Source organism: Xanthomonas sp. NCPPB 3200, from assembly GCF_056393585.1.
In genome coordinates, this window is record NZ_CM150785.1 from 1,016,754 (window position 1) to 1,043,009 (window position 26,256).

At 66.7% G+C, this 26,256-nt stretch carries 26 protein-coding genes; 14 read left to right on the forward strand and 12 right to left on the reverse strand.

Features of this window, described 5'->3' with window-relative positions; translation table 11 throughout:
- Positions 1 to 40 precede the first annotated feature (40 nt).
- From AC06DU_RS04250 to AC06DU_RS04275, 6 genes are all read left to right on the forward strand, one after another.
- Complete coding sequence (locus AC06DU_RS04250) at positions 41 to 661, forward strand: LemA family protein (protein WP_478203657.1); 621 nt, start codon at positions 41 to 43, stop codon at positions 659 to 661.
- 385 nt (positions 662 to 1,046) lie between these two features.
- Entirely contained in the window at positions 1,047 to 1,943 is an 897-nt protein-coding gene (locus AC06DU_RS04255) for a TPM domain-containing protein (RefSeq protein ID WP_478203659.1), read from the forward strand.
- Entirely contained in the window at positions 1,943 to 2,434 is a 492-nt protein-coding gene (locus AC06DU_RS04260; protein ID WP_024938289.1) for a TPM domain-containing protein, read from the forward strand. The genes AC06DU_RS04255 and AC06DU_RS04260 overlap by 1 nt, the downstream gene beginning before the upstream one ends.
- 54 nt (positions 2,435 to 2,488) lie before the next feature.
- Entirely contained in the window at positions 2,489 to 3,379 is an 891-nt protein-coding gene (gene lgt / locus AC06DU_RS04265; RefSeq protein ID WP_478203660.1) for a prolipoprotein diacylglyceryl transferase, read from the forward strand.
- Positions 3,376 to 4,170: a thymidylate synthase gene (locus AC06DU_RS04270; protein WP_039530607.1), complete on the forward strand. Its 795-nt coding sequence runs from the start codon at positions 3,376 to 3,378 to the stop codon at positions 4,168 to 4,170. Before lgt ends, AC06DU_RS04270 begins: the two co-directional genes overlap by 4 nt.
- 65 nt (positions 4,171 to 4,235) lie before the next feature.
- Positions 4,236 to 4,730 (forward strand): dihydrofolate reductase, encoded by a 495-nt coding sequence (locus AC06DU_RS04275; RefSeq protein ID WP_478203661.1) that lies wholly within the window; start codon positions 4,236 to 4,238, stop codon positions 4,728 to 4,730.
- A gap of 208 nt (positions 4,731 to 4,938) precedes the next feature.
- Here AC06DU_RS04275 and AC06DU_RS04280 read toward each other — a convergent pair whose 3' ends face one another.
- From AC06DU_RS04280 to AC06DU_RS04320, 9 genes are all read right to left on the reverse strand, one after another.
- The gene (locus tag AC06DU_RS04280; RefSeq protein ID WP_115510521.1) at positions 4,939 to 5,898 is read right to left on the reverse strand and encodes a symmetrical bis(5'-nucleosyl)-tetraphosphatase; all 960 of its coding nucleotides are present in this window, start codon (positions 5,896 to 5,898) and stop codon (positions 4,939 to 4,941) included.
- Between the two features lie 28 nt (positions 5,899 to 5,926).
- The gene (gene apaG / locus AC06DU_RS04285) at positions 5,927 to 6,310 is read right to left on the reverse strand and encodes a Co2+/Mg2+ efflux protein ApaG (protein WP_039523655.1); all 384 of its coding nucleotides are present in this window, start codon (positions 6,308 to 6,310) and stop codon (positions 5,927 to 5,929) included.
- 36 nt (positions 6,311 to 6,346) lie between these two features.
- A complete protein-coding gene (gene rsmA / locus AC06DU_RS04290) occupies positions 6,347 to 7,135 on the reverse strand; it encodes a 16S rRNA (adenine(1518)-N(6)/adenine(1519)-N(6))-dimethyltransferase RsmA (RefSeq protein WP_478203662.1) in 789 nt (262 codons plus the stop codon).
- Positions 7,136 to 7,250: 115 nt separating this feature from the next.
- Entirely contained in the window at positions 7,251 to 8,219 is a 969-nt protein-coding gene (pdxA, locus tag AC06DU_RS04295; RefSeq protein WP_478203664.1) for a 4-hydroxythreonine-4-phosphate dehydrogenase PdxA, read from the reverse strand.
- A 4-nt stretch (positions 8,220 to 8,223) separates the two neighbouring features.
- Positions 8,224 to 9,624 (reverse strand): peptidylprolyl isomerase, encoded by a 1,401-nt coding sequence (locus AC06DU_RS04300; protein ID WP_047124651.1) that lies wholly within the window; start codon positions 9,622 to 9,624, stop codon positions 8,224 to 8,226.
- On the reverse strand, positions 9,621 to 12,050 hold the full coding sequence (lptD, locus tag AC06DU_RS04305) for an LPS-assembly protein LptD (RefSeq protein ID WP_478203666.1): 2,430 nt from the start codon (positions 12,048 to 12,050) through the stop codon (positions 9,621 to 9,623). Before lptD ends, AC06DU_RS04300 begins: the two co-directional genes overlap by 4 nt.
- A 126-nt stretch (positions 12,051 to 12,176) precedes the next feature.
- Entirely contained in the window at positions 12,177 to 13,085 is a 909-nt protein-coding gene (locus AC06DU_RS04310; protein ID WP_478203667.1) for a histone deacetylase family protein, read from the reverse strand.
- A 37-nt stretch (positions 13,086 to 13,122) separates the two neighbouring features.
- Positions 13,123 to 13,680 carry a cob(I)yrinic acid a,c-diamide adenosyltransferase gene (locus AC06DU_RS04315; protein ID WP_478203669.1) on the reverse strand — a complete coding sequence of 186 codons (558 nt, stop codon included), beginning with the start codon at positions 13,678 to 13,680 and terminating at the stop codon, positions 13,123 to 13,125.
- A 1-nt stretch (position 13,681) separates the two neighbouring features.
- Positions 13,682 to 14,260, reverse strand: coding sequence for a hypothetical protein (locus AC06DU_RS04320; protein ID WP_478203671.1), 579 nt, complete (start codon positions 14,258 to 14,260; stop codon positions 13,682 to 13,684).
- Between the two features lie 250 nt (positions 14,261 to 14,510).
- Between AC06DU_RS04320 and ubiH the strand changes: the two genes are divergently transcribed.
- The 5 genes from ubiH (at position 14,511) to AC06DU_RS04345 (ending at position 19,412) form a co-directional block, all read left to right on the forward strand.
- Positions 14,511 to 15,719 carry a 2-octaprenyl-6-methoxyphenyl hydroxylase gene (gene ubiH / locus AC06DU_RS04325; protein WP_102581908.1) on the forward strand — a complete coding sequence of 403 codons (1,209 nt, stop codon included), beginning with the start codon at positions 14,511 to 14,513 and terminating at the stop codon, positions 15,717 to 15,719.
- The gene (locus AC06DU_RS04330; protein ID WP_126967003.1) at positions 15,716 to 16,897 is read left to right on the forward strand and encodes a UbiH/UbiF family hydroxylase; all 1,182 of its coding nucleotides are present in this window, start codon (positions 15,716 to 15,718) and stop codon (positions 16,895 to 16,897) included. The genes ubiH and AC06DU_RS04330 overlap by 4 nt, the downstream gene beginning before the upstream one ends.
- Before the next feature lie 114 nt (positions 16,898 to 17,011).
- Positions 17,012 to 17,734 carry an alpha/beta fold hydrolase gene (locus tag AC06DU_RS04335; RefSeq protein WP_054591364.1) on the forward strand — a complete coding sequence of 241 codons (723 nt, stop codon included), beginning with the start codon at positions 17,012 to 17,014 and terminating at the stop codon, positions 17,732 to 17,734.
- Between the two features lie 86 nt (positions 17,735 to 17,820).
- The gene (locus tag AC06DU_RS04340) at positions 17,821 to 18,252 is read left to right on the forward strand and encodes a nuclear transport factor 2 family protein (protein ID WP_104577232.1); all 432 of its coding nucleotides are present in this window, start codon (positions 17,821 to 17,823) and stop codon (positions 18,250 to 18,252) included.
- A 125-nt stretch (positions 18,253 to 18,377) separates the two neighbouring features.
- The gene (locus AC06DU_RS04345; protein ID WP_478203673.1) at positions 18,378 to 19,412 is read left to right on the forward strand and encodes a SphA family protein; all 1,035 of its coding nucleotides are present in this window, start codon (positions 18,378 to 18,380) and stop codon (positions 19,410 to 19,412) included.
- A 193-nt stretch (positions 19,413 to 19,605) separates the two neighbouring features.
- Here AC06DU_RS04345 and AC06DU_RS04350 read toward each other — a convergent pair whose 3' ends face one another.
- Positions 19,606 to 20,280 (reverse strand): GntR family transcriptional regulator, encoded by a 675-nt coding sequence (locus AC06DU_RS04350; RefSeq protein ID WP_024938271.1) that lies wholly within the window; start codon positions 20,278 to 20,280, stop codon positions 19,606 to 19,608.
- Between the two features lie 235 nt (positions 20,281 to 20,515).
- Between AC06DU_RS04350 and AC06DU_RS04355 the strand changes: the two genes are divergently transcribed.
- The 3 genes from AC06DU_RS04355 to AC06DU_RS04365 all read left to right on the forward strand — a co-directional run bounded on the left by AC06DU_RS04355 (position 20,516) and on the right by AC06DU_RS04365 (position 22,859).
- Positions 20,516 to 21,421 carry a gallate dioxygenase gene (locus tag AC06DU_RS04355; protein WP_024938270.1) on the forward strand — a complete coding sequence of 302 codons (906 nt, stop codon included), beginning with the start codon at positions 20,516 to 20,518 and terminating at the stop codon, positions 21,419 to 21,421.
- A gap of 10 nt (positions 21,422 to 21,431) precedes the next feature.
- Positions 21,432 to 21,791, forward strand: a complete 360-nt coding sequence (locus tag AC06DU_RS04360; protein ID WP_065032019.1) for a protocatechuate 3,4-dioxygenase — start codon at positions 21,432 to 21,434, stop codon at positions 21,789 to 21,791.
- Between the two features lie 66 nt (positions 21,792 to 21,857).
- Positions 21,858 to 22,859: a LysR substrate-binding domain-containing protein gene (locus AC06DU_RS04365; RefSeq protein ID WP_016900751.1), complete on the forward strand. Its 1,002-nt coding sequence runs from the start codon at positions 21,858 to 21,860 to the stop codon at positions 22,857 to 22,859.
- Positions 22,860 to 23,054: 195 nt separating this feature from the next.
- Here AC06DU_RS04365 and AC06DU_RS04370 read toward each other — a convergent pair whose 3' ends face one another.
- Both AC06DU_RS04370 and AC06DU_RS04375 read right to left on the reverse strand, forming a co-directional pair.
- Positions 23,055 to 24,533 (reverse strand): AMP-binding protein, encoded by a 1,479-nt coding sequence (locus AC06DU_RS04370; RefSeq protein WP_478203674.1) that lies wholly within the window; start codon positions 24,531 to 24,533, stop codon positions 23,055 to 23,057.
- Positions 24,534 to 24,737: 204 nt separating this feature from the next.
- Positions 24,738 to 26,207, reverse strand: a complete 1,470-nt coding sequence (locus AC06DU_RS04375; protein ID WP_478203676.1) for an aldehyde dehydrogenase — start codon at positions 26,205 to 26,207, stop codon at positions 24,738 to 24,740.
- Positions 26,208 to 26,256: the final 49 nt, after the last annotated feature.

Genomic DNA, 26,256 nt, shown 5'->3' on the forward strand with positions numbered 1-26,256 from the left:
GCGTGGCATGCTGCGGCTCTCTTTCAACGGAATCGCCTGCATGCCCGTCCTGATTCGCGCCCTGGTGTTGCTGATCCTGACCGTCTCGCTGTCCGGTTGCGGCTACAACGCGATCCAGCAGAAGGAAGAAGGCGTCAAGGCAGGTTGGTCGGAGGTGCTGAATCAATATCAGCGGCGCGCCGACCTGATTCCCAATCTGGTGCGCACCGTGCAGGGCTATGCCCAGCAGGAGCGCCAGGTGCTGACCGAGGTGACCAATGCGCGCTCGCGGGTCGGGCAGATCCAGGTCAATGCCGACGACGAAGCCTCGCTCAAGCAGTTCCAGCAGGCGCAGGGCGAACTCGGCAGCGCACTGTCGCGCCTGTTGGTGGTCAGCGAAAACTATCCGCAGCTGAAATCCGACCAGTCGTTCCGCGATCTGCAGGTGCAGCTGGAAGGCACCGAGAACCGCATCACCGTGGCGCGGGGTCGCTACATCCAGACGGTGCAGGAGTACAACACCTACATCCGTTCGTTCCCGCAGGTGATCACCGCCAAGATCTTCGGCTACCAGCCCAAGCCCAATTTCAGCGTCGAAAACGAAGCGCAGATTTCGCGCGCACCGCAGGTGGATTTCGGCAATCAGCAGACGCCGCAGCAGCCCGCGCAGCCAGCGCAGTAAATACATGAATTTGCGCAGTACCAAATACTGCGCAATGTGCAGCACGGCATGTCGAGGCGATCGTTAGGTTTGCGATGGCAACCCATCGATCGCCAGTTGGATCAATGCCAACTTTCAGGAGCGGCACATCAAGCTCTCTGCCTTGGGGCGATAAGGCACGGCTTGCGCGCCGCTGGCGCACGTGCCTTTGAGCGCCCACGCTGCTAGCGAGGGCTAGGGCGCGGTGCGGGGGAGGGTACTAGGCGAAACCTGTGCGTTATTCATTCACACGAGGCTTCGCTCGCATCCTCATCCGCCCCTTCGGGGCAGCTTCTCCCGCATGGAGAAGGATCAGCCAAGTACCAGTGCCGATGAAGTGTCAGTGCTAATCAGCCAGGAGTTGCGAATGCGGAAGAACTACACGCGGGTGTTCTGGATGTTGGCGCTGTTGCTGTTGCCGGCCTCGCTGCTGGCGCAGGATCTGGCAGCCATTCCGCCACTGCGCTCGCCGGTGGTCGATACCACCGGCACATTGGACGCCACGCAGATCCAGCAACTCGAGCAGCAGGCCCTGGCCTTGCAGCAGCGCAAGGGCGCGCAGTTGCAGGTCCTGATCGTGCCGACCACGCAGCCGGAGGCGATCGAGCAGTACACCCAGCGCGTGTTCGACCAGTGGAAGATCGGCCGCAAGGGCGTGGACGACGGGGTGTTGCTGCTGGTGGCCAAGGACGACCGCCGGGTGCGGATCCAGCCCGGCTACGGCCTGGAAGGTGCGATCCCCGACATCACGGCCAACCGCATCATCCAGGAGTATCTGGCGCCGCGCTTCCGTGAGGGCGACTACGCCGGTGGCATCAGTGCGGCGACTGCGACGCTGGCCGGCCTGATCGAGGGCGAGGCCTTGCCCGCGCCGGTCAGCGGGCACGCCGATGGCGGCGCGGGCAATGGCTCGGGTGGCGGCGGCTGGATCATGGCCTTGTTCATCGGTTTTGTGGTCGCGATGGTGGCGCGCGGCATTCTTGGTGCCTTGCCACGGCCGCTGCGCGCGCTGCTGACCGGCGTCGCCGCCGGTGGCGCCGCCTTGCTGTTTACCTCGCTGCTGTTCGCCAGCGCCGGCGCTGCGGTGATCGGGCTGCTGGCAGGCCTGGCGTCCGGTTCGCCGGGGCGCTTTGTCGGCGGCGGTGGGTGGGGCGGTGGCGGATTCGGTGGCTTTGGAGGCGGTGGCCGCGGCGGTTTCGGCGGCGGCGGCTGGGGTGGTGGTGGCGGATCATCGGGAGGCGGTGGCGCCTCGGGGAGCTGGTAATGCGGTGGCTCAGGCATGTCTTCGCGCCCTCGGCGCAGCGCAGTTTCCCGGCCGGCTGCATGGACGCGATCGCCGCGGCGGTTGCCGCCAGCGAGCGCACCCATACCGGCCAGGTCATGGTGGCGGTGGAAGCCGACCTGCCGCTGGACGCGCTATGGCGCGGGCACACCGCGCGCCAGCGTGCCGAGCAGGCCTTCGCGCAATTGCGCACCTGGGACACCGAAGCCAACAACGGGGTGCTGCTGTATCTGCTGCTGGCCGACCACGCTATCGAAGTGGTCGCCGACCGTGGGCTGCGCAGCCGGGTGCCGGAGGCGCAGTGGGCAGAGGTGTGCCGGCGCATGCAGCAATTCCTGCGCGAGGGCGAGCACGAGGCGGCGGTGCTGGCCGGGATCGAGGCGGTAACCGAGCTGTTGACCGAGCATTTTCCTGCCGCTGCCGGCTCCCAGCATGAAGATGAGCTGCCCGATCGTCCCCAGCTCTTAGGCTGAACGCGTGCGAGGTGTCAGAATAGACGCCTCGCTTTTTCGTGATCCGCGGTCCGCATGATCTATCTGCACGCCATCGACCCCATCGCCTTCTCGCTTGGACCGGTTCAGGTGCACTGGTACGGGTTGATGTACCTGGCCGCGTTCTTCTCTGCCTGGGCACTGGGACGCTCGCGCATCCTGCGCGGCCGCCTGCCGGGCGTGGACATGGACGGATTTTCCGACCTGTTGTTCTACGGCATGCTCGGCGTGGTGCTGGGCGGGCGCATCGGCTACATGCTGTTCTATGCGTTCGACAGCCTGCTGTCCAACCCGTTGATCCTGTTCAAGGTGTGGCAGGGCGGCATGAGCTTCCACGGCGGCCTGCTGGGCGTGCTGATCGCCTGCGGGCTGTGGGCGCGCAAGCACCGGCTGCACTTCTTCGACGTGATGGATTTCGTGGCACCGCTGGTGCCGCTGGGCCTGGGCTTCGGGAGGCTCGGCAATTTCGTCGGCGGCGAGCTGTGGGGCAAGTTCACCGATGCCGGCTGGGGCGTGATCTTCCCGCTTGCACCGGAACTGGCCGGCAAGTTGCCGGCAGAACTCCAGGCGCAGTACGCCGCCGGTGCGTTGAACCAGTTCGCGCGGCATCCTTCGCAGCTCTACGAGGCGGCGCTGGAAGGGGTGGTGATGTTCGTGGTGCTGTGGACCTTCTCGATGAAGCCGCGCGCACGCTATGCGGTGTCGGGGATGTTCGCGCTGCTGTACGGCGTGTTCCGTTTCATCGTGGAATTCGTGCGCGTGCCGGACGCACCGATCGGCTACCTGGCCTTCAACTGGCTGACGATGGGGCAGATCCTGAGCCTGCCGTTGATCATCGGCGGCCTGGTGTTGCTGGCGATGTCGCGCCGCGCGCCAGTGCTGCAGCCGATGCTGGCGCAGACCGCGGGCGCGGAGGCGGCCAAGTGAAGCCCTATCTGGACCTGCTGCAGCATGTGCTGGAACACGGCGCCGAGAAGTCCGACCGCACCGGTACCGGCACGCGCAGCGTGTTCGGCTGGCAGATGCGCTTCGACCTCAACGATGGCTTTCCGCTGGTCACCACCAAGAAGCTGCACCTGCGCTCGATCATCCATGAGCTGCTGTGGTTCCTGCAGGGCGACACCAACATCGGCTATCTCAAGGACCACCAGGTCCGCATCTGGGACGAATGGGCCGACGACAACGGCGATCTCGGCCCGGTGTACGGCAAGCAGTGGCGGCGCTGGACCGGCCCGGACGGCGTCGAGATCGACCAGATGCAATGGCTGGTGGACGAGATCAAGCGCAACCCGGATTCGCGCCGGCTGGTGATCAGCGCCTGGAATGTCGGCGAGCTGCCGCAGATGGCCTTGATGCCGTGCCACAGCCTGTTCCAGTTTTATGTGGTGAACGGCAAGCTCAGCTGCCAGCTGTATCAGCGCAGCGGCGACATCTTTCTCGGCGTGCCGTTCAATATCGCCAGCTATGCACTGCTGACGCATATGGTGGCGCAGGCCACCGGCCTGGGCGTGGGCGATTTCGTGCACACGCTGGGCGATGCGCACCTGTATTCGAATCACTTCGCGCAGGCGCGCGAGCAACTGACCCGCACACCGCGCGCGCTGCCGCGCCTGCGCCTGAATCCCGCCGTGACCGACCTGTTCGCGTTCCGCTTCGAGGACATCGCCATCGAGGGCTACGACCCGCATCCGGCGATCAAGGCGCCGGTGGCGGTGTGAGCATCGCTTGGCTGGCGAGTGATGCCACACATTGATTTGATGTTCGAAGGGATATCGTCCGCTGCATGAAACTTATCCTGATCGTCGCCTTCGACCGCAACAATGCCATCGGCCGCGACAACGAATTGCCGTGGAAGTTGCCCGACGATCTCAAGCGCTTCAAGGCGCTGACCTTGGGCAAGCCGATCCTGATGGGGCGCAAGACCGCGCAGTCGCTGGGGCGTGCCTTGCCGGGGCGAGTGAACCTGGTGCTGACGCGTTCGGGGCAGGTGCCGTTCGCGGACATGCAGGCGGTGGCGTCGCTCGATGAGGCGATTGCGCAGGCCGAGGCGGCCGGTGCACAGGAGCTGTGCATAATCGGTGGCGGTGAGGTCTATCGCCTGAGCATGGAGCGTGCGGACCTGCTGGCCGTCACCGAAGTGGACACCACCGTGGAACGGGCCGACACCTACTTTCCGCCGATCGACCCGGCCGTGTGGGAGCCGGTGCAACGCGAGTCGCATGCGGCCGATGCGCGCCATGCCTTTGCATTCGATTACGTGGACTATCAGCGGCGCTGAGCTCACTTAGCCGCGCATGCACGACGGTGTTGCCGAGGGCATGCAGTCCGCGGTTTCGAGACGGCGATGCAAATCGATGCGCTCGCGTGCCGAAAGGCCCAATGTGCAAGCGTGCCAGTCGCGTAGCGGATACATGATCAGGCTGATTTGCAATCGCCGAGGCATCACCTCGGCATGCTGCAACCAGTGCGCCGACCACGCCCGTTAACTAGTCCGCAGCGGGAGCGGGCGGAGCAGCACTGGGAGCGGTCGAACCGGCGCTCGCGTTCGCATTGTCTCCGCCACCGCCACGCTGGCGTTGCCGGCGGCGCGGTGGCCGGCTGCGCTGTGCGGTCTTCGGCGGCTGCGTGATCGGGATTCCCGGCACCTGCACCACGCGCAGTTCGTCGGTATCCAGCTGCAAGGCGGTGAGTTTGCCGCCCCATACCGCACCGGTATCGATGGCGTGCACGCCCTGGGTGATGGTCAGCCCGAGTGCGGACCAGTGCCCACAGACGATCTTGAGATCGCGCTCGACCCGGCCCGGTACTTCGAACCAGGGATACAGGCCCTGCGCCTGGGTACCCGGCGTGCCCTTGTCGTCGGTGGCAATGCGCCCGCGCGGGGTGCAATAGCGCATGCGCGTGAACAGGTTGATGATTGCGCGGCTGCGGTCGTACCCGCTCAGGCCCGGCGACCAGCCCGGCTGATCGCCGTACATGTTGCGCAGCAGTTTGCGATAGCCGCCGCCCTGCAGTTGCTGCTCGACCTCGCGCGCATGTTTCTCGGCCATCTGCGTGGTCCATTTCGGTGCCAGCCCGGCATGGATCATCATCCAGCCCAGTTCGCGGTCCACATGGGCCAGCTTCTGCATCCGTAGCCAGTCGAGCAGCAGGTCGCGGTCCTCGGCCAGCACGATGCGGAGCAGATCCGGGTTGACCTTGCGTTGTTCCTCTTCCGAACGCGCGCCGATCGCCAGCAGCGACAGGTCATGGTTGCCCAGCACCACCACGCTGTGCGCGCGCAGCGAATGCACCAGGCGCAGCGTTTCCAGCGATTGACCGCCACGGTTGACCAGGTCGCCACAGAACCACAGGGTGTCCTGCGCGGGGTCGAAGTTGATTTTTTCCAGCAGGCGCTGGGTGATGTCGTAACACCCCTGCAGGTCGCCAATTGCCCAGACGCTCATCGCGTGCGCTCCATCAGTCCAGCATCCATCAGTGCAGCGTCCTGGGTACGCTCAGCACGAAGGCGGCGATCGGGGCGGTGAATTCGGTGCCATCGTCGGCCACCATGTCGTAATGACCTTGCATCTGTCCCTGCTCGGTCTCCAGCAGCACGCCGGAGGTGTAACTGAACGCCTCGCCGGGACGCAGCCAGGGCTGTTCGCCGACCACGCCTTCGCCATCCACCCGTTCGGTGCGTCCGTTGGCGTCGGTGATCTGCCAATGGCGCGCGATCAGGCGCGCAGGCACGGCCCCCGCGTTCTGGATGCGGATGCTGTAGGCGAAGGCATAGCGGCCTTCGTCGGGGGTCGATTGATGGGCGAGGAAGCGGGGCGACACCTCGACCTCGACCCGGTAGCGCGGATCATCGTGCATGCGGAAAGTCTAAATAAAACCGTGTGGGAGCGGCGCTCAAGCCGGCTCGACATTGGCCAGGCGGATGAAATCCGCGACCTCGAGTTGTTCTGCGCGAGCATCCGGACGCACCTGCGCGGCCTCGAAGTGGGCGGGCTCGCAGACGTTGGACAAGGCATTGCGCAGGGTCTTGCGACGCTGGCCGAAGCCGGCGCGCACCACGTCGGCAAAGCGCCGCCGATCCCTGATCTGCACCGTGGCCGGATCGCGCGGCACCAGCCGTACCACCGCCGAGTCCACCTTCGGCGGCGGCCGGAATGCGCCCGGCGGCACCACGAACAGCGCGGTGACCTCGCAATACGCCTGCAGCATCACGCTCAAGCGCCCGTACACCTTGCTGCCGGGGCCGGCGGCCATGCGGTCGACCACTTCCTTTTGCAGCATGAAGTGCATGTCGGCTACCGCACCGGCATGGTCCAGCGCATGGAACAGGATCGGCGAGGAGATGTTGTAGGGCAGGTTGCCGACCAGCCGGATCGGCGTGCCATCGGCCAGTGCAGTGAAATCCACACTGAGCACATCGCGATGGATGATGCTCAGCGCGCCGATCGGTGCGGCCGCGTAGGTCAGTGGTGCGATCAGGTCGCGGTCGAATTCGATCACGGTCAGTGCGCCGTGCTTGCGCAGCAGCGGAAAGGTGATCGCGCCCTGACCAGGACCGATTTCGACCAGGTGCTGGCCGGCGCGCGGGTCCACTGCCTGCACGATGCGGTCGATGTAATACCGGTCGGCAAGAAAGTGCTGGCCAAGCGACTTCTTGGCCGGTGCGCTGAAAGAATGATTCATGTGCGCAGTTTAACGTGGCAGCGCCTGCACGCGGTGCCGGTTCTGCGCATGGCCGGCACGCCAGACGGGCTGCGTGCACGCTGTGCCCCGTCGATTGTTGGCAATCAGGCCTCGCTCAGCCGCGTGCGGCCAGGCGCGCGCATAGCTCGGTCGCCGCCATCAGGCTGGACGGGTCGGCGATACCGCGCCCGGCCAGCTCCAGCGCGGTGCCGTGATCGACCGCCACGCGCGGATAGGGCAGGCCGAGCGTGATGTTGACCGCCTGCTCGAAGCCGCTGTACTTGAGCACCGGCAGGCCCTGGTCGTGATACATCGCCACCACCGCATCGAAGCCGGTGAGCTTCTGCGGCAAAAATGCGGTATCGGCCGGCAGCGGGCCGATCAGCTGCATGCCGTCGCCGCGGAGCTGCTCCAGTACCGGGATGATGACGTCCAGTTCCTCCCGGCCCAGGTGCCCGTCTTCGCCGGCATGCGGGTTGAGGCCAAGCACCGCGATGCGCGGGCGTTCCAGGCCGAAGTCGCGTCGCATCGCGGCGTCGGTGATGCGCAGGCAGCGCGTCACGGCCTCAGCAGTGATCGCATCGGCCACTGCGCGCAGCGGCAAATGGGTGGTCACCAGGGCGACACGCACGATGGCATTGGCCAGCATCATCACCACCGGGCAGCCCGCCTGCTCGGCCAGCAGCTCGGTGGTGCCGGTGTAGGGAATGCCACCGGCATTGATCACCGCCTTGTGCACCGGGCCGGTGACGATGCCCTGCAACTTGCCGGACAGGCAGTCGCCGGCGGCGCCACGCAGGCCGGCAATGACCGCCGCCGCATTGGCAGGGTCCGCGGTGCCGAAACGGGTCGGCACGGCCTGGCGGATCGGATGCAGCGGCAGGTCGCCGGGCGCGCGGGCGCGCTGGTCCGGATCGAGCAGCCGTACAGACAAAGACAGCGCCTTTGCGGCGCTGTGCAGGGTGTCCGGATCGGCGTAGGCGATCAGGTGGGCATCCGAGCGCGGCCGCCGGGCGAGCCGGACGCACAGTTCCGGCCCGATCCCGGCCGGCTCGCCTGGCACCAGCGCGAGCGACGGGAGCATCGAATCAGCGCGTCGGCTGCGCCGGCGGCGGCGTCGGTGCGGCAGGCGCCGCAGGGTCGGCCGGCTTGGCTGGAGCGGCAGTGGCATCGCCATCGGCGCGATCGCCGGTGCGGAAGCTCACATACGCTTCGCCACGCAGCTCCTGCAGATAGCGGTTGTACTCTTCTTCCAGCTTGCGGCGGCCGATCGTTTCACGGATCTGCGCACGCTGGCTTTCGGCACTGACGTCGGTCTGACGGCTGCCCACGCGCTGCACGATGTGCCAGCCCGCCTGGGTGCGGAACGGTTCGGACACCGCGCCATCGGCCAAGCCTTCGACCTGCTTGCCGAAGTCCGGGCCGAACGCATCGGCCGGGAACCAGCCCAGATCGCCACCCTGGCCACGGCTGTTGGTGTCTTCGGAGGATTCCTTCGCGGTAGCCTGGAAGTCGGCGCCGCCGGTGATGCGGGCACGCAGCGTGTCGATCTTGGCCTTGGCCTGCGCCTCGGTCTGGCTGTCGTTGATGCGCACCAGGATGTGGCGTGCGTTGTATTCGGTGACCAGCTTCTTTTCGCCGCCGGCATTGGCGTCGCGCATTTCCACCAACTTGAGCAACTGGAAACCGCTCGGGCCGCGCAACGGACCGGCGACCTGACCGGGCTGCATGTCGCGGATCAGCTGGGCGAATGCGTTGGGGATCTCGTCCAGGCTGCGCCAGCCCAGGTCGCCGCCTTCCAGCGCGTTCGGGCTGTCGGAGTACCGCACTGCGGCCGCCGAGAAATCCAGCTCGCCCTTGTCGATCAATGCCTTCACGCCATCGACCTTTTTCTGGCCGGTGGCGATCTGGTCGGCCGTCGCGCCTTCCGGCAGGCCGACCAGGATGTGCGCCAGGTGATATTGGCTACCGGTGGTGGCCTGCTGCGCCAGCGCAGTGTCCACTTCACCTTCGCTCACGCTGATGCGGCTCTGCGCAAAGCTCTGACGCAGGCGCTGCACGATGATTTCGTCGCGCACCGAAGCACGGAAATCGCCATAGCCCATGCCGTCGGCCGCCAGTTTCTGGCGCAGGCCATCGACAGTGGTGCCGTTCTGCTGGGCGATACTGGCGATTGCCCGGTTGAGTTCCTCGTCGCTGACGCGGATACCGCTGCCATCGGCGCGCCCGACCTGCAATTTGACCAGAACCAGACGCTCCAGCACCTGGCGCTGCAGGACATCGTCCGGCGGCAGCTGGTTTTCCCGGCCGGCGTACTGCGACTTGACGTTGCGTACGGCGCGATCGAGCTCGCTCTGCAGCACCACGTCTTCATCGACGATGGCGGCAATGCGATCCAGCGGCTGGGATTGCTGTGCCGAGGCCAACGGCGAGAGCGTGCTGGTGAGTACCAGCAGCGAGGCAAGAACAACAGAGAAAGGCTTGGTCATGGAATCAAGTTCGGATCGTAATCGTCCGGATTAGTCGTGGTATTGCTGGGCGGGACCAGGTACAGGTCGTCGCGGTAATAGCCGAGAATAGCACGGCGCAAAGTGCGGTCCGTGTTCTGCCCGAACGAGCTCAGGCCCTTCAGCACGAACTCCACCTGGATGGAGTTGTCCATCTCGCCATTGCGGTTGCGCACGAACCGGCGCACCAGCGCGCGCACCGCCAGGCAGCAGCTGTCCCACTGCACGCCACCGATGATTTCCAGTGGCTTGCGGTCCAGCAGCGAGTAGTAATAACGGCCGACCGCACTCCAGCTGGGGTTGATCGGGTACAAGAAGGAGAAGTCGGCCTGCTTGAGCTGATCGTTGTTACTGATCAGATCGCGGCGGTACCGGTAAGCCAAATTGATGATGCCGTCGTTGTTGAGCAGGTAGCGCGTACGCAGGCTGGCCAGATCTTCCTTGCGCGAGTTCGGGTTCCACTGATAAGTGGCGCCCATCGACCAGCGGTCGTTGATCATATAGTTGGCATCAGCCACCCAGGCGGACTTGCCCTGCTCGATGGTCTGCTCGCTACCGGCAGCGGCATTGGTGCTGTTGTTGATGGTGACCAGCGAATCGTTGAAGTACAGGATCTGGCCGGCACTCAATGACAGCTTCTCGCGGCCGTCGTCCTGGCGCAGCCAGCGCGAGGTCACTGCCAGGGTCAACTGGTTGGCATCGTTCTGACGGTCGGCGCCGGTATAGCGGCTGTCGCGGAACAACTGTCCGTAGCTGAAGGTGAACGGGCGGGTATCGAAGACCGGCAGATCGTCCTGGTCGCGGTAGGGCACGTACAGGTAGTACATGCGCGGTTCCAGCGTATTGAGATAGTTGGTGCCGAACACCGAGGTCTCGCGGTCGAAATACAGACCGGCGTCCACCGATGCGATCGGCAGGCTGCGCGACGGAGAACGGTCGCCGGTCAGCGGCGCGGTGTTGGCCAGCGTCGAATCCAGCTGATACGCGGTGTAGCGCCAAGCCACGGTCGGAGTGAAGAACCAGGCTGCGCCGGACAGCGGCATCGAGATATAGGGCTTGATGTCAAAGCGCGAACCGCTGCCGTATTCCTTGTTGCGGATGTTGGTGCGGACGTATTCGTCGCCGTTGTTATTGTTGTTGTTGCTATTCGGAATGAAGTCCACTCGATACGAATCGTCATGGGTGAACCGCACTGCCTCGGCATACACGCCGGCCTCGAAGATGCCGAACGGCTTATCCCAGGTGAAATAGGCGCGAGGCTGGCGGTTGTAGGGCAGCGCCTGCTCGTCCAGCGTGTAGTCGGTCAGCTGCCAACGGTCGGCCATTAGGCCGGCGGTCCAGGTCTCGCCCGTCCCGTAGACGCCTACAGTGCTCTGCAGGCTGGAGGCCGAGCCCATCCCATTGATGCGGCTGGTGAAATCTTCCACATAGCGGGTGTCGCTGACCCAGGAGATACTGCTGCGCGCCTGCCAGTGATCATTGATGTTGTGGTAGCCGCTATAGAAGACGCTGCCGCGGTCCTTGTCGCGCAACTTGTCGTTGGGCAGGTAGTTGCCGGTGATTTCGCCGCGACCGCCTTCGTACAGGTAGCGGAACTCGGTGCCGAACATGAAACCGCGCTTGCTCATGTAGCGTGGCAGCAGGGTCGCGTCGTAGTTCGGCGCCAGGTTCAGGTAGATCGGCTGCAGGTAGTCGAAGCCATTGCGTCCGGACAGGCCGAACTGTGGGAACAGCAGACCGGTCTGGCGACGGTCGTCGATCGGGAACTTGAACCAGGGGAAGTACAGCACCGGCACCTTGCCGATCTGCAGCACGGCGTTGCGGGCGGTGCCGAAGCCTTCTTCGTTGTCGACGTCGATCTCCGGCGCGCGCACGCGCCAGATCGGCTGCGAGGGATCGCAGGTGGTATAGGTCGAGCGGTGCATCTGCCCGACCTGGCCCTGCAGGTCCACCGACTCGGCCGCGCCGTTACCGCGCCGGTCCACCAGCTGGTACTGGATGTTGGTGACCTTGTGGGCGTCGGTGTCCTGATTGCCCTCGGCACGGTCGGCGACCATGCGGAAGGAGGTGTCCTGGTAGCGGACATGGCCTTCGGCGATGTAGTTGCCGGTCTCGGTGTCCATGCGCAGGTTGTCGGCGCCCAGGAACTGGTCGCCGCGCTTGAGCGCTACATTGCCCTGGTACTGCGGGGTGGTGCTGGTGCCGGACAGCTGGTCGCCTTCGATGTCGGTCGGCAACTGCTGGCGCATTTCGGCGGCCTTGGCGTCTGCGGCGGGCGCGCCGTCGAAGCCTGGCAGCGGATCCACGGCCGGGCACAGTCCCCAGTTCAGCGGCTTGTCGGCACCCATGGCCGGGAGGCAGATGGCGATGCTCAAAGGCAGGGGCAGCAGGCGGAGAACTCGGCGCACGCGTGATTCAACCAATAAAATGGCGACTAGCTTGCCGTATACCCCGCATAGGGGCAATGAAGAGCTCCCTGGTCGGGAGGGCGAGGTTCATCGCGATGGGGGGCGCGAGCAAGGCGCCGGTAGGGTTCAACGCAGCGCGGCCACGTGCGCCACGCTGCTTTCGCGCAAGGCCTGCAGGTCGTAGCCGCCTTCCAGCATGGACACCACCCGGCCACGGGCATGCCGCTCGGCCAGGGTGCGCAGCGCGCTGGTCAGCCAGGCGAAGTCGTCGGCATCGAGCATCAGATCGGCCAGCGGATCGCGCAGATGCGCATCGAAGCCGGCCGAGATCAGGATCAGCTGCGGGCGGAAGGCATCCACCAGCGGCAGCATCTCGTCTTCCCACACGTTGCGGAAGCGCAGCCCGTCGCTGCCTGGTTGCAGCAGCAGGTTGTGGATGTTGCCGATGCCGCGCTCGTAAACGCTGCCCGAGTGCGGATAGAGCCCGGACTGGTGGGTGCTGAGATACTGCACGCTCGGGTCGCGTTCGAAGATCGCCTGCGTGCCGTTGCCGTGGTGGACGTCGAAATCCACGATGCTGATCCGTTCCAGCCCATGCCGGTCGCGCGCGTGCGCGGCGGCCACGGCAATATTGTTGAACAGGCAAAAGCCCATCGACACCTGCGCGGTGGCATGGTGCCCGGGTGGGCGCACGGCGCAGAAGGCGGTGCGGGTGGCGTCCTGCATCACCGCGTCCACCGCGGCGATGCCGGCCCCGGCCGCGCGCAACGCCGCCGCGCGCGAGCCGGGCGACATCACGGTGTCCACGTCGAGCCGGTGGTGGCCTTCGAAGGCGGTTTCCAGTACCGCGTCGACCTGTTCGCGCTCGTGCACCCGGCACAGGTCGCCGAGCTTGGCCAGCGGCGCCTCGCGCCAGTCAAGGTCCGGGAACGCGTCGCGCAGTGCCTCCACCACCGCTTCCAGGCGGGCGGGGCTCTCGGGATGCTCGGGGCCGGCGTCGTGCCCGAGGCAGGCGGGATGGGTAAAGACCAACATGGGGCAAATCTAGCCTGTCCGCCGTGCCATGTGCAGGTCAGCCGCGCCGGCGGTCGTGCCGCCACAGCACTTCCTGCTGGCCATCGGCGCGCGCCAGCACGCGCGCCAGCACGAACAGCAGGTCGGACAGCCGGTTCAGGTAGCCGATCGCCTCGCTGCGCACGCTCTCCTGGCGCGATAGCGCAACGGTCTCGCGCTCGGCCCGACGCACGATGGTGCGGGCCAGGTGGCAGCGCGCAGCGGCCTCGCCCCCGGCCGGCAGGATGAACTCCTTCAGTGGGGGCAGCATGTCGTTGAAAAGGTCCAGCTGGCGCTCCAGCGCATCGATATCGGCGCTATCGATGGCGGCATGGCCGGGGATGCACAGCTCGCCGCCCAGATCGAACAACTGGTGCTGGATGGTGGTCAGCAGCCCGGCGATCGGTTCCGGCACGCCGGGGGCAGCCAGCAGCACGCCGATGGCCGAGTTGGCCTCGTCCACGGTGCCGTAGGCGTTGACCCGCAGCGCATCCTTGCCGGTACGGCTGCCGTCGCCCAGCCCGGTGCTGCCGTCGTCGCCGGTGCGCGTGTAGATCCGTGACAGCCGATTGCCCATCTCAGCCGGCCTGGGTCTGGCCGGGCGCGCTGGTCAGGCGCTCGGCGGCCACCTGGATCGCCGCGGCAGCGGCGACATATAGCGCGGCGCTGCGCAGATACGGCCCAAGCCAGTCGGTGTAGTTCTTGAACCAGCCGGTCACGGTCGGCTCGGCCACGCTGGCACTGATCCAGTAGAAGCTGCCCTGGGCGATCAACTGGCACAGCGCCACCGAGAGCAACAGCGCCGGCACCAGCCGGGTCAGCGCGCTCCACTGCGCGCCGTGGTACTGCCGACGCAGCCACATGCCCCCGGCCCACAGCGCGAAATACGCCGGGATCAGGCACCAGTACGCCGGCGACACGCAGTAGTGCCGCCAGAAGCTCAGGCCCTGGCTGGTGATCACCAGCCAATCCACCGCCACTGCCAGCAGCATCAGCAGCGGGAACGCCAGCCTGGTGCGCGCGGTCAGATGGAAGCCGCCGATGAAGAACACCGCCCAGGACGCGTCGGGGATCGGCGCGAAGTGATTGATCCGCGTGGCCGCCATCAGGACGGCAAGCAGACTCAAAACCAGGGTGTCGTGCGAGCGAGGAGTCATGCGCGGAGGTGGCCGGATCACAGGCGGGCGAGTGTAGCGTGGAACCCGGCACGCCCGCGCCATTGGCGGCCTTGCGGTGGCCCGCCTGGCCGCCCCCGTTGCTGGACACGACGAACGCAAATTGGTGGGTGCCCGGATGCGTCCTGCACCGGCCAGGGCCGGCAGCGCTCCCTGCGCGAGCAGCCGGGCGCGGCAAGCTGTCCCACCCGCTCGCGGCAACGGGTCATGGGCGAAGGCTTATCATGTGGCAATGACACATCCACATGACGTTCTGATCGTCGGCGGCGGCCTGGTCGGCTCCAGCCTGGCGATTGCGCTGGACCGCATCGGCCTGGATGTCGGGCTGGTGGAAGCCACCCCGGCCGGCACGCCGCCAGCGGTGTTCGACCAGCGCAACCTGAGTTTTGCCGCCGCCACCGTCAATGCGCTGAGCGTGCTGGGGGTGATGGCCAAGCTGCGCAGCGCCCCCGGGCCGATCCGGCGCATCCACGTCAGCCGGGCCGGCGACTTCGGCCGTGTGCAGCTGGATGCGGCCGATTACGGCCGCGACAGCTTCGGCCAGGTGGTGGTGGCGCGCGATTTCGGCGAGGCATTGGCGGCACGTCTGGACGAGCTGACCCGGTTGCGCCGCTATCGCCCGGCACGCTGCATCGGGGTCGAGCCGGTGCAGGACGGTCTGCGCGCGCTGCGGATTGCCACCGCCGATGGCGAGCAGCGCGTGCAGGCCCGGCTGGTGGTCGGCGCCGACGGCACCCATAGCGCAGTGCGCGAGCTGCTGCATATCGGCAGCGATGCGCACGACTTCCTGCAGACCTTGTTCGTGGCGCGGGTGCGCGCCTCCCGCCCACCGGATGGCACCGCCTGGGAGCGCTTCGGCGAGCACGGGCCGACTGCGCTGTTGCCGCGCGGCGATCGCCACTACGGCGCGATCCACTGCGTGGCGCGCGCCGAGGCCGAGGCGGTGGCCGCGCTCGACGAGACCGGATGGCTGGCCAGGTTGCAGCGGGCGGCTGGATGGCGCGCCGGGCGCTTTGTCGCCAGCGGCGAGCGCAGCGCGTACCCGCTGGTGCAGGTGCTGGCCAACGAGTTGGTCGCCGAGCGCGTGGTGCTGCTCGGCAACGCCGCGCAGACGCTGCATCCGATCGGCGCGCAAGGCTTCAACCTCGGCTTGCGCGATGCACTGACGCTGGCCGAATTGATCGAGCACGATCGCAGCGATGCCGGGGCCGGCGCATTGCTGGCCGGTTACCTGGCACGCCGACGCGTGGACCGCGAGCAGACCATCGGGTTCTCCAGCGGGCTGGCGCGGCTTACGGGGAATCCGGCGCCGTTGCTGCGGCCGTTGCGCAGCCTCGGCCTGCTCGCCACCTCGCAGGCGGCGCCGCTGCAGTCGATGCTGGTCGGCGGGGCGATGGGTTTCCGGGGCGATGTGCCGCAGTTGTGCAGGGGCGTCGCATGAGCCGTCGTGGTAATCGTGATGCCTTGATCGTTGGCGGTGGCGTGGTCGGTGCCGCCTGCGCGCTGGCGCTGGCCGATGCCGGCCTGAGCGTGGCCCTGGTCGAAGGCAGCGAGCCCGCGCGTTGGCGGGCCGACCAGCCCGATCTGCGCGTCTATGCCTTTGCCGCCGACAATGCCGCATTGCTCGACAGCCTGGGCGTCTGGGCCTTGGTGCGCGCTGCCCGCGTGCAGCCGTACCGGCGCATGCGGGTCTGGGATGCGGCCGGTGGTGGCGAGCTGAGCTTCGATGCCGACACCCTGGGCCGCGAACAACTCGGCTGGATCATCGAACACGCGGTGCTGGTCGATCGCCTGTGGGCCGCCGTGCACGCGGCCGGCATCGAGGTGCATTGCCCGGCACGCGTGGTCGAGCTGGAGCAGGACGCACACAGCGTGCGGCTGCGCCTGGACGATGGCAGCCGCCTGGAAGCGGCGCTCGCCATCGCTGCCGACGGCGCCGCATCCACCTTGCGCGAGCTCGCCGGTCTGCCGGTGTCGCGGCATGCCTACGCGCAGCGCGGCGTGGTCGCCTTCGTGGAGACCGAACAGCCGCATCAGGCCACTGCCTGGCAGCGTTTCCTGACCACCGGCCCGCTGGCATTCCTGCCGTTCGCCGATGGCCGCAGTTCGATCGTATGGACCTTGCCGGATGCCGAGGCCGCGCGCGTGCTGGCGCTGGACGATGCCGACTTCTCGCGCGAGCTGACCCAGGCCTTCGCGGCGCGGCTGGGGCAGGTGCGTGTGGTCTCCGCGCGCACGGCGTTTCCGCTGCAACGGCAACTCGTGGAGCAATACGTCAGCGGCCGCGTGCTGACCTTGGGCGACGCCGCGCACGTGGTGCATCCGCTGGCCGGGCAGGGCGTCAATCTGGGCCTGCGCGATGTCGTTGCGTTGCGCGATGAGGTGCGCAATGCGCTGGCAAGGCGTGCGGACTGGGCCGCCCCGCATCGGCTGCAGCGCTGGGCGCGCACCCGGCGTAGCGAGAACACCGTGGCCGCCTATGGCTTCGATGCGATCAACACGGTGTTTTCCAACGACGACATGCATCTGACCCTGTTGCGCGGGTCGGTGCTCGGGCTGGCCGGCACGTTGCCGCCGCTGGTCGATATTCTGTGGAAGCGCGCTTCCGGCAGCGCGTGATCGCCTGACGGCCGACGCGCATGGCGTCGGTCATGTGTTGGTATGTCGATACGCTTATAGCGCGGGCAGCATGTTCCATACGACGGGCGCAGCCGGCGTGGCTACAGTCGAGCCATGTCATCTTCCACCACCCGTTCGTCCAAGCCCGGCCTGCTGCTGCTCTGCGGCCTGCTCTGCGACGCCAGCATCTGGCAGCCGCAACGCGCGGCGCTGAGCGATCTGGCCGAGGTGCAGGTGCTGGACTTCGCTGGCTTCGACAGCATCGTGCAGATGGCAGCACACGTATTGGCCGTCGCTCCGCCGCAGTTCGCGGTGGCGGGCCATTCGATGGGCGGGCGGGTGGCGCTGGAAATCGTGCGCCAGGCGCCGCAACGCGTGCAGCGCCTGGCCTTGCTGGACACCGGTATTGCGCCACGCCGCGACGGCGAGCGTGAGCAGCGCGCGGCGCTGGTGCGGCTTGCGCAGACGCAAGGCATGCAGGCGCTGGCACGGCAATGGCTGCCGCCGATGCTGCATCCGGACCGGCACGCCGATGCCGGGCTGATGAACCCACTGATGGCGATGGTGCAGCGGCATAGCGTGCAGACCTACGCCGGCCAGATCGAAGCCCTGCTGGAGCGCCCCGATGCCGCGCCGGTGCTGGCGCAGATCCGCTGCCCGACCTTGCTGGGCGTGGGTCGGCAGGACGTCTGGAGCCCCTTGGCCCAGCACCAGCAGATGGCGCGGCAGATCCCGCACGCACGGCTGGTGGTCTTCGAAAACAGCGGGCATATGGCGCCGCTGGAAGCACCCGCGGCCGTCAGTGCAGCAATGCGCGACTGGCTGCAGGACGCGTGATGGCGGCCCGGTCCGGCCGGCGGCGCGTGCGCTGCCGTCGCTGACCAGGCGTGTCGGTTTTTTCAGCAACACCCCGAGGAGGCTGCATGCCCAACGATGCATCGATCATCATTGCCTGCGAGCAGGCGATTCGCCAATTCGCACTGCTCAATGATCGACACGATCACGACGGGCTCGCCGCATTGTTCACTGCCGACGGCGTGTTCGCCCGCCCCAGTGCGCCGGAGCTGCCGGTGCACGGGCGCGAGGCGATTCTGCAATCGTTCCGCGCCCGCCCGCCGCGGACGACCTGTCACCTGATGCTCAACACCCTGGTCAGCATCCAGTCGCCGACCCTGGCGCATGCGCACAGCAAGGTCCTGCTGTACACCGCTGCAGACACCTCGACGGCGCCGCCCTGGACGGCTCAATCGCCTGCGTTGCTCGGCAGTTTCGACGACGTGCTGGTACTGGAGCAGGGGCGCTGGTTGTTCAAGCAGCGGCTTGGCGCCTTGCTGATGCGCATCGGCGCTGACTGATCGCTGCCTCTAACCCATTCAACGACGCACAGACGGCGCGTTCGCCGCCGCCGCGTACCGCAGCACCGCTTTCCTCCCCCACGTCGCGCCGCAGTCATCCATCCATCGCATTGGAGAATCGCCTAGTGGAACGCGTGAGCTCATCTGCCCGTTGTGCCGTTGCACCGCCACGGTTGCCGTCGTACCGGCGCCGTGTCCTGACCTTGCTGACACTGCTGGGCGCCGGCGTGCCCGTTGCGGCATCCGCACAAGCGGTGCCGGAAACCGCTGCACCGCCGCAGGGCATCAACCTGGGCGGGACGAGTTTTCTCGATGGCTTCGGCTCCTCGACGCCGGGCTGGACGGTGATCGAGTATCTGCGCCACTACGACTTCGACGCGATCAAGGACGCGCGCGGCGACGATTCGGCCGCCTTCCGCGATCCCAAGGTCGGTGTCAGCGTCCTGCTGACCCAGCTGATCTACGTCACGCCCTATCGGTGGAAGCGCGCGTCGCTGAGCCTCAATGCGATCGTGCCGCTGGTCAATTACGACATGTCCTTCGCCGCAGACAGCCCCGTGCAGTTGCGCGGCAACGGGTTCGGGATGGGCGACATTTCCTTCGGCCCGGCGCTGCAGATCGACTCGGTGATGCGCAACGGACGAGTCCTGTTCTTCCAGCGCTTCGCAATCGATGCGTTCGCTCCGGTGGGCAAGTTCGATCGCGATGTCGCGATCAACCAGAGCACCGGATTCTGGTCGGTGGCGCCGCATTGGGCGTTCACCGTGCAGCCCAGCGACAACTGGGAGATCAGCATGCGGCTGAACTATCTCTACAATTTCCGCACCGATCGCGCCGGCGGCGTACCGCCGATCCCGGGATTCCGTTTTCGCAATGGTCAGGCCGGCGATGTGCTGTGGGCCAACCTGGCCAGCTCGGTCAAGGTCAGCGAGCAACTGCGCCTGGGCATCAACGGGTATTACCTGCAGCAGCTGAAGGACAACCGCACCAACGGGCAGCGTGTGCCCGACAGCAAACGCATGCAGTTCTATCTCGGGCCGGGGCTGTCCTGGCGGCTGGATGCCAACAACCTGCTGAATTTCAATGTCTATCTGCCGGTAGAGGTGAAGAACTCGGTGGCCGGCACCAGCGTCAACCTGATGTTCGTGCATTCCCTTTGACGTGGAAGCACGCACATATCCGCAGCATGCGCGCCGGCGGGTCTGCGTGCATGCTGCGGCGCAGACGGATGCAGGCAACGCTGCATGCAGCGCAAGCCCGGGTAGTCCTGCGTTCGAGTTCTGAGCTGTGCAGGCTGCTGCGCCAGACCAGGCCTCGCCAGTGCACGCTGTCCGCGCCAAACCCGTGCGCGCGTCAGATGCCCATGCTGTGGCGCTGGGTATTGGCATGCTCGCGGAACAAAAGCTCGGCACGCGCGCCATCGCGTTGTTCGATGGCCGAGACGATGGCGCCGTGCTGCCGATGTCCGTAGTACAGATCGTCGTAGGCCAGGGTGGGCGAGCGTTGGCCGAACACCACATTGACCGGGCTGACGAAGGGCACCACGGTGCACCGGTCCACGGTCTCGGTCAGGATCGGCTTGTTGGCTGCCACCACGATGGCACGGTGGAAGCGGGCATTCATCGCGCCATAGGCCTGCTCGTCGTCGGCATCCAGGCTGCGCGAGGCCAGGATCCGGTCGCCTTCGCCCAGACAGGCATGCAGCGTGGCCAGCAACGCAGCCGAGGCGCCCTGTTCGGCGACGGCGCGTGCGGCCATGCCTTCCATCAGGGCGCGCACCGCCAGGGCGTCCAGGCTTTCCTGCTGGCTGAAACGTCGCACCGCATAGCCGCGGTTGCCGGCCTGCACCAGCAGGCCTTCCTGGCACAGCGCTGGCAGGGCCTGACGGATGGGGGTGCGCGAGATGGCCAGTCGTTCGGCCAGCGCGGCTTCGGTGATGCGCTCACCGGGGGCGAAGGTGCCGCACAGGATCAGTTCGCGTAGCTGCTGGACCGCTTGCAATCGGTGGTTGTTCGCCATTGGCTCCATTCTCTCGCGCCGTACCGCAGCGCACGTTCCTTCGACGGGGAAAACTCGCAAAACCGGTATAAAAACCTTGCAGATGAGAGCGCTTGGTGGCACTTTGGATCCCAAGGATACCGTTTTGGCGGTCCGGAGTGGCTGGTCGGCGTTGTTGGGATCCCATGGCGGGACGGATTTCGACTCAATCAATGGTGCGCACCCGGCCAGGGAAAGTGGCCGGCGTGCATCGCAGGAGTGCAGCATGGCAAGCATCATCGGCGGCATCGGAACCTCGCACGTTCCCACCATCGGGGTGGCCTACGACAAGGGCAAACAGCAGGATCCATTGTGGAAGCCGTTGTTCGACGGCTACACGCCGGTGGCTGCCTGGTTGGCCGAGCAGCAGGCAGACGTGCTGGTGTTCTTCTACAACGACCATTGCACGACGTTCTTCTTCGACCTGTATCCGACCTTCGCCCTGGGCATCGGCGAGCGCTTCCCGGTGGCCGACGAAGGCGCAGGGCTGCGCAACCTGCCGCCGATCCGCGGCGATGTGCAATTGCAGGCGCATATCGCCGAATGTCTGGTCAACGACGAGTTCGATCTGACTGTTTTTCAGGACAAGCCGATCGACCATGGCTGCGCGGCGCCGCTGCCGTTGCTGTGGCCGCACGTGCCGGACTGGCCGGGCACGGTGGTGCCGATCGCGATCAACGTGCTGCAGTACCCGCTGCCGACCGCGCGCCGCTGCTACCGCCTGGGCCAGGCGGTGCGGCGGGCGATCGAATCCTATCCGGAGGATCTCAGGGTGGTGGTAGTGGGCACCGGCGGGCTGTCGCATCAGATCCACGGCGAGCGCACCGGTTTCAACAACACCGACTGGGACATGGAATTTCTGGACCGCTTCCAGCATGCGCCGGAAACGCTGACCGATCTCACCCACACCGATTACGTGCGCCTGGGTGGCGCCGAGAGCGTGGAGCAGATCATGTGGCTGGCGATGCGTGGCGCGCTGGGCGGGCCGATCCGCAAGCTGCATCAGAACTACTACCTGATGACCACCACCGCGATGACGGTAGTGTTGTACGAGCCGGGCGTCGAAGCCGCTGACGCGCCGTCTTCGGCGCAGTTGCTCGCGCACGCCACGTCTACCGCGAATGCTGCATGAGGGCCGGCCGATGAATCCGCAAGTACAGGGCATGGAGCAGATCGGCGGCACTTACCTGTTCGATCTGCGCACCAGCAACCGCGCGTTGCGCCTCAACCGATTTTTCTGGCATATGATCCGCGCCCCATGGCGCGATCGCTTTCTTGAAGATTCCGAAACCCTGATGCAGGAAGCCGGCCTCACCGAGCATGAAAAGGCGCTGATCCGTGCACGCGACTGGCTCGGGCTGGTGCAGTACGGCGCCAACTTCTTCGTCATCGAAAAATTTGCCCGCGTGGTGCGCATGACCAATCTGCAGGTCTACGCCATCATGCGTGGCGAATCCTTCGAAGATTTCATGCAGACCCGGCGTGTACCCGATGCACGCTGAGCTGCAGGCGGCGGCCTGGTGCCGTCCCGCCGCATTCCCCGACTTCCCAACGTAAGGTCTACCCCCATGACCATGTCCTCCGTGTTCTTCGAACACCGCATCAAGGTCCGGCATCTACGTGTCATCGAGGCGCTGGACCGGCAGAAAAGCCTGCTCCGCGCCTCACGCGTCTTGAACGTCACCCAGCCCGCATTGACGCGTGCCCTGCAGGAGATCGAAGAGATCGTCGGCGCGCCGCTGTTCGAGCGCCATTCGCGCGGCGTGCGCCCCAATGCGATGGGCGAGGTGCTGGTACAGACCGCGCATGTCGTGCTCGGCCAGTTGCGCCGCGCGCAGGACACCTTCGAAGGGCTGTTGCAGGACGACGCGCTTACCATCACCGTGGGTGCGTTGCCGGTCGCCGCTAGCGGCCTGTTGCCGGCCGTGCTGGCCGCCTTGTATCGCGCCGAACCCACGCTGCGGGTACGCCTGCTGCACGGACGCACCGACGAGCTGCTGCCCAAGCTGGCCGGTAACGAGATCGACCTGGTGGTGGGTCGGCTGTATCCGCTGGCCCGCTACGACGCGTTGATCCGCAAGGTGCTGTACCAGGATCCGATCGCGCTGGTGGCGCGCAGCGATCACCCCCTGTTTGCCAACGGCCAGGTGCGCATCGCCGAAGCCGCTGCGTATCGCCAGGTGCTGCCGACGCTGAGCCAGCATGTCGAGCGCGACGTGGCGCAGGTGATGCGCGAGCATGGGCTGGCCACGCGCGATCAGCTGCGTTCCAGTTCGGCCAGCTTCACCCGCGAGATCCTGCTCGGCACCGACAGCATCGCGGTGATGCCGAGCATGATGGTGGCCGGGGATATCGCACGCGGCGAGCTGCGCGCCTTCCAGCTGCAGCAGCCGTCGCAGGCGCGCGCAGGCGGGGTGATCTATCGCGATGGCAGTGCCATCCACAAGCCCGGCGTGCGCCTGTTGATGCGCGAACTGGAACACCAGTTGGCGGTCATGGCCGAGCAGGGGGCGGTGTGGGTGGACGACCAGATCAGCGAGGACAACCTGTTGCTGGGCGAGTCCGCGTGATCGATTGAGCGCGGCATGCGCGGCGTAAGCCGCTGCCATGTCGCGATGGCGCTGGAGTGCGGCATGCATGCAACGGGCAGCTCAGGCTGCCCGTTGTGCTGTCTGGCATCGGTCGCTGCCATGTCGCTGGTGTGGCGGGGCAGCAGCCTGCGGATCACTGCCGGCTGCTCGCGGCGCAATCCACATCCGGGCGCATCACGTCTGGGTGGCCAGCGCATCTTTCAGGCGCGCCTTCTGCAGCTTGCCGGTCGCGGTGCGCGGCAGCGCCTCGACCACGCGCAGGTGTTTGGGCACCTTGTATTTGGCCAGCCGTTCGATCAGATAGGCGCGGATCTGCTCCAGATCCGGCGTCTCGTCGGCCGGCACGATCGCCAGGTAGCCCACCTCTCCCCATTGGGGGTCGGCGATCCCCACCACTGCGCATTCGCGCACCTGCGGGTGATCGGCAAGCAGCGCTTCGATCTCGGCCGGGTACACGTTCTCGCCGCCGGAAATGAACATGTCCTTCTTGCGATCGACGATCCAGAAGAACCCGTCGGCATCGCGCCGCACGATGTCGCCGGTGCGGAACCAGCCGTGCTCGTCGAGCGCAGCGGCGCTTGCCTGCGGGTCGCGCCAGTAGCCGGGGCTGAGGTTGGGGCCGCGCAACAACAGCTCGCCGGGCATGCCGACCGGGCAGTCGTTGCCATCGCCATCGACCACGCGCGTCTGCACTGCAGGGGTCGAAATGCCGACCGCGCCCAGCTTGTCGCGGATCACCGCGCAGTCCACCGACATGCCGAACACCGTGCCGGCCTCGCTCATGCCGAAGCCGCTGACCATCGGCACACCGTCGTCCAGCCAGCCGAGCAGGTCATCGCTGGCATGCGGCGCGCCGCCGCTGACCAGCGCGGTGAGATGCCGCAGCGACGCCGCGTCGAAACCGGGCTGGCTGCGGAAGGCCTGCATCATCTGCGGCACGCCGACGTAATGGGTGATGCCCAGCGACTGGTCGCTCAGCCAGCCCAGCGTGCGCCTGGGCTCGAAGCCATTGGAGACCTGGATCGAGCCGCCCACCGCCAGCACCGGGCGCACGTTGGTGGCCAGGCCGATGATGTGGAACATCGGCGCTTCGCACAGGAAACTGCTACCGGCATCCACGCGCGTGGTGACGCCGAAGTTGTGCGCCACCTGCTGCAGGTTCTGCTCGCTCAGCATCACGCCTTTGGGCTGGCCGGAGGTGCCGGAGGTGAACAGGATCAGGCTGATGCGTTCGGGTGGAATCGACCCGGTGTCCGCCGGTTCGAGCGTGTTCGCCGCATCGACGAAGTCGGCCAGCGAGGCGACATCGGCGCGCCCTGCCGCAACGTCGTCGCCCAACAACAGGCGTGGCTCGGCGCGCTGCAGCAATGCATCCAGTTCGGCCGTGCTCAGCCGCCAGTTCAGCGGCACGTAAATCGCGCCGACGCGTCCACAGGCGAAATGCAGCGCCACCTGCCAGACCGAATTGCGCGCCAGCACGGCGAGCCGTTCGCCATCGATGCAGCCGCGCGCCTGCAGCAAGGCGGCCAGACGGCCGATCAAGACATCCAGTTCTGCGTACGTCCATTGCCGGTCCTGCAGCAGGTCGCGGGCGGCAAGCCGGTGTGGGGTAAGGCGGGCGTGGAAGGAGATCGAGTCGGTCGGCATGGTCATGGCGCTGTCTTCCGAATGCAGATTGGGGGAGTGACTGGCGTGAGTGCGACGGCTGCGGCTGAAGGTTGACGCGTGTGCGAAAACACCTGGCGAACGTTCACCAGAAAGTGCGGACACACCGCAGGAACCGATGGGCAAGGCAGTGCCTGTCGCATCGCGTTGCGACCGCGCTCTGGTGATTGCGCGGTCGGTGGGCTGAAGGGCCTAATTGAGATAGATGGTCTTGGTTTCGAGGAAGGCGTGCAGCCCTTCGATGCCGCCTTCGCGGCCGATCCCGGAGTGCTTGACCCCGCCGAACGGCATGTCGAAGTCCACCCACATGCCATTGATCGAATGACTGCCACTGCGCACGCGGCGGGCGATGCGGTAGGCGCGATCGGGGTCCTCGCTGTAGACCGTGCCGTGCAGGCCGAAGTCGCTGGCATTGACCTTGGCGATCAGGTCGGCCTCGTCGTGGTAATCGATGAAGCTCACCACCGGGCCGAAGATCTCTTCGCGGGCGATGGTCATGTCCGGCGTCACCCCGGCAAACACCGTCGGCTCGATGAAGAAGCCGCGCGGCAGATGCGTCGGGCGGCCGCCGCCCATGACCAGGCGCGCGCCCTCGGCGCTGCCTTGTGCGATGTAGGACTGCACGCGCTCGAGCTGGCGGCCAAGCGCCAACGGGCCCATGCCGGTCTCGGCTGCGAACGGGTCGCCCAGCTTGAGCGCGCCAACGGCCGCGCAGTACGCCTGCAGGATCTGGTCGCGTCGCTGCGCCGGCACCAGCACCCGGGTGAGCGCGAAGCACACCTGGCCGGTGATCGGCATCGAGTAGGGCACCAGGCTGGGCAGCAGCTTGGCGATGTCTGCATCGTCCAGCACGATCGCGGCCGACTTGCCGCCCAGCTCCAGCCCGACCCGCGCCAGGCGCTCGGCGCAGGCCACCCCGATCAGCCGCCCCGCCTGGGTGGAGCCGGTGAAACTCACCTTGTCCACCTGCGGATGGCGGATCAGCTGTTCGCCGACCTCGCGACCGCCCGGCAGCAGATTGAACACGCCATCGGGCACGCCGGCGGCGCTGATGCATTCGGCCAGGATGTAGGCGTCGATCGGCGTTTCCGGTGAGGGTTTGGCCACCACCGTGCAACCGGCCGCCAGGGCCGCAGCGACCTTGTAGCAGAGCAGCACCAGCGGTGCGTTCCAGGGAGTGATCGTGGCGACCACGCCTACCGGCTCCTGCACGATATGCACGCGGCCGCCGTTGGCACGTGCACGCGGCTCCACGAATGGGTGGGTTGCGATCAGGTCGCCGTAATAGTCGAACAGGCCGGGTGCCTGCTGCGAGGCGCGGCGACTGAAGCCGATGGTGGCGCCGACCTGCCCGGTCCAGGCTTCGGCCAGCTCCGGCAGGCGCGCACGCAACCGTGCGGCCACGCGCTTGAGCACGACGCCACGCTCTTGCGGCGATAGCTGCGGCCAGGGGCCGCTGTCGAACGCGGCACGCGCGGCGGCGATGGCCGCCTCGGTGTCCGCCGGCGAGGGCTCGGTGTAGCGCAGCAGGCGTTGTTCGGTGTGCGGGGCAATCACATCGACGTCGCGATCGCCGCTGCTTGCGCGCCATTGGCCGTCGATGAACAGGCCCAACGGCCCACGCGCGGCGATCCCGCGCAGGGTTGCGGACAAGGCTTCCATACTCCCTCCTCGGTGCAGAAAACCACTGGCAGCGCCAGCGATGCGCGTG

Coding starts and splice junctions, on each gene's coding strand:
- AC06DU_RS04250 (WP_478203657.1), top strand. CDS start 41: ATGCCCGTCCTGATTCGCGCCCTGGTGTTGCTGATCCTGACCGTCTCG.
- AC06DU_RS04255 (WP_478203659.1), top strand. CDS start 1,047: ATGCGGAAGAACTACACGCGGGTGTTCTGGATGTTGGCGCTGTTGCTG.
- AC06DU_RS04260 (WP_024938289.1), top strand. CDS start 1,943: ATGCGGTGGCTCAGGCATGTCTTCGCGCCCTCGGCGCAGCGCAGTTTC.
- lgt (WP_478203660.1), top strand. CDS start 2,489: ATGATCTATCTGCACGCCATCGACCCCATCGCCTTCTCGCTTGGACCG.
- AC06DU_RS04275 (WP_478203661.1), top strand. CDS start 4,236: ATGAAACTTATCCTGATCGTCGCCTTCGACCGCAACAATGCCATCGGC.
- AC06DU_RS04280 (WP_115510521.1), bottom strand. CDS start 5,898: ATGAGCGTCTGGGCAATTGGCGACCTGCAGGGGTGTTACGACATCACC.
- apaG (WP_039523655.1), bottom strand. CDS start 6,310: ATGCACGATGATCCGCGCTACCGGGTCGAGGTCGAGGTGTCGCCCCGC.
- rsmA (WP_478203662.1), bottom strand. CDS start 7,135: ATGAATCATTCTTTCAGCGCACCGGCCAAGAAGTCGCTTGGCCAGCAC.
- pdxA (WP_478203664.1), bottom strand. CDS start 8,219: ATGCTCCCGTCGCTCGCGCTGGTGCCAGGCGAGCCGGCCGGGATCGGG.
- AC06DU_RS04300 (WP_047124651.1), bottom strand. CDS start 9,624: ATGACCAAGCCTTTCTCTGTTGTTCTTGCCTCGCTGCTGGTACTCACC.
- AC06DU_RS04310 (WP_478203667.1), bottom strand. CDS start 13,085: ATGTTGGTCTTTACCCATCCCGCCTGCCTCGGGCACGACGCCGGCCCC.
- AC06DU_RS04315 (WP_478203669.1), bottom strand. CDS start 13,680: ATGGGCAATCGGCTGTCACGGATCTACACGCGCACCGGCGACGACGGC.
- AC06DU_RS04320 (WP_478203671.1), bottom strand. CDS start 14,260: ATGACTCCTCGCTCGCACGACACCCTGGTTTTGAGTCTGCTTGCCGTC.
- ubiH (WP_102581908.1), top strand. CDS start 14,511: ATGACACATCCACATGACGTTCTGATCGTCGGCGGCGGCCTGGTCGGC.
- AC06DU_RS04330 (WP_126967003.1), top strand. CDS start 15,716: ATGAGCCGTCGTGGTAATCGTGATGCCTTGATCGTTGGCGGTGGCGTG.
- AC06DU_RS04335 (WP_054591364.1), top strand. CDS start 17,012: ATGTCATCTTCCACCACCCGTTCGTCCAAGCCCGGCCTGCTGCTGCTC.
- AC06DU_RS04340 (WP_104577232.1), top strand. CDS start 17,821: ATGCCCAACGATGCATCGATCATCATTGCCTGCGAGCAGGCGATTCGC.
- AC06DU_RS04350 (WP_024938271.1), bottom strand. CDS start 20,280: ATGGAGCCAATGGCGAACAACCACCGATTGCAAGCGGTCCAGCAGCTA.
- AC06DU_RS04355 (WP_024938270.1), top strand. CDS start 20,516: ATGGCAAGCATCATCGGCGGCATCGGAACCTCGCACGTTCCCACCATC.
- AC06DU_RS04360 (WP_065032019.1), top strand. CDS start 21,432: ATGAATCCGCAAGTACAGGGCATGGAGCAGATCGGCGGCACTTACCTG.
- AC06DU_RS04365 (WP_016900751.1), top strand. CDS start 21,858: ATGACCATGTCCTCCGTGTTCTTCGAACACCGCATCAAGGTCCGGCAT.
- AC06DU_RS04370 (WP_478203674.1), bottom strand. CDS start 24,533: ATGACCATGCCGACCGACTCGATCTCCTTCCACGCCCGCCTTACCCCA.
- AC06DU_RS04375 (WP_478203676.1), bottom strand. CDS start 26,207: ATGGAAGCCTTGTCCGCAACCCTGCGCGGGATCGCCGCGCGTGGGCCG.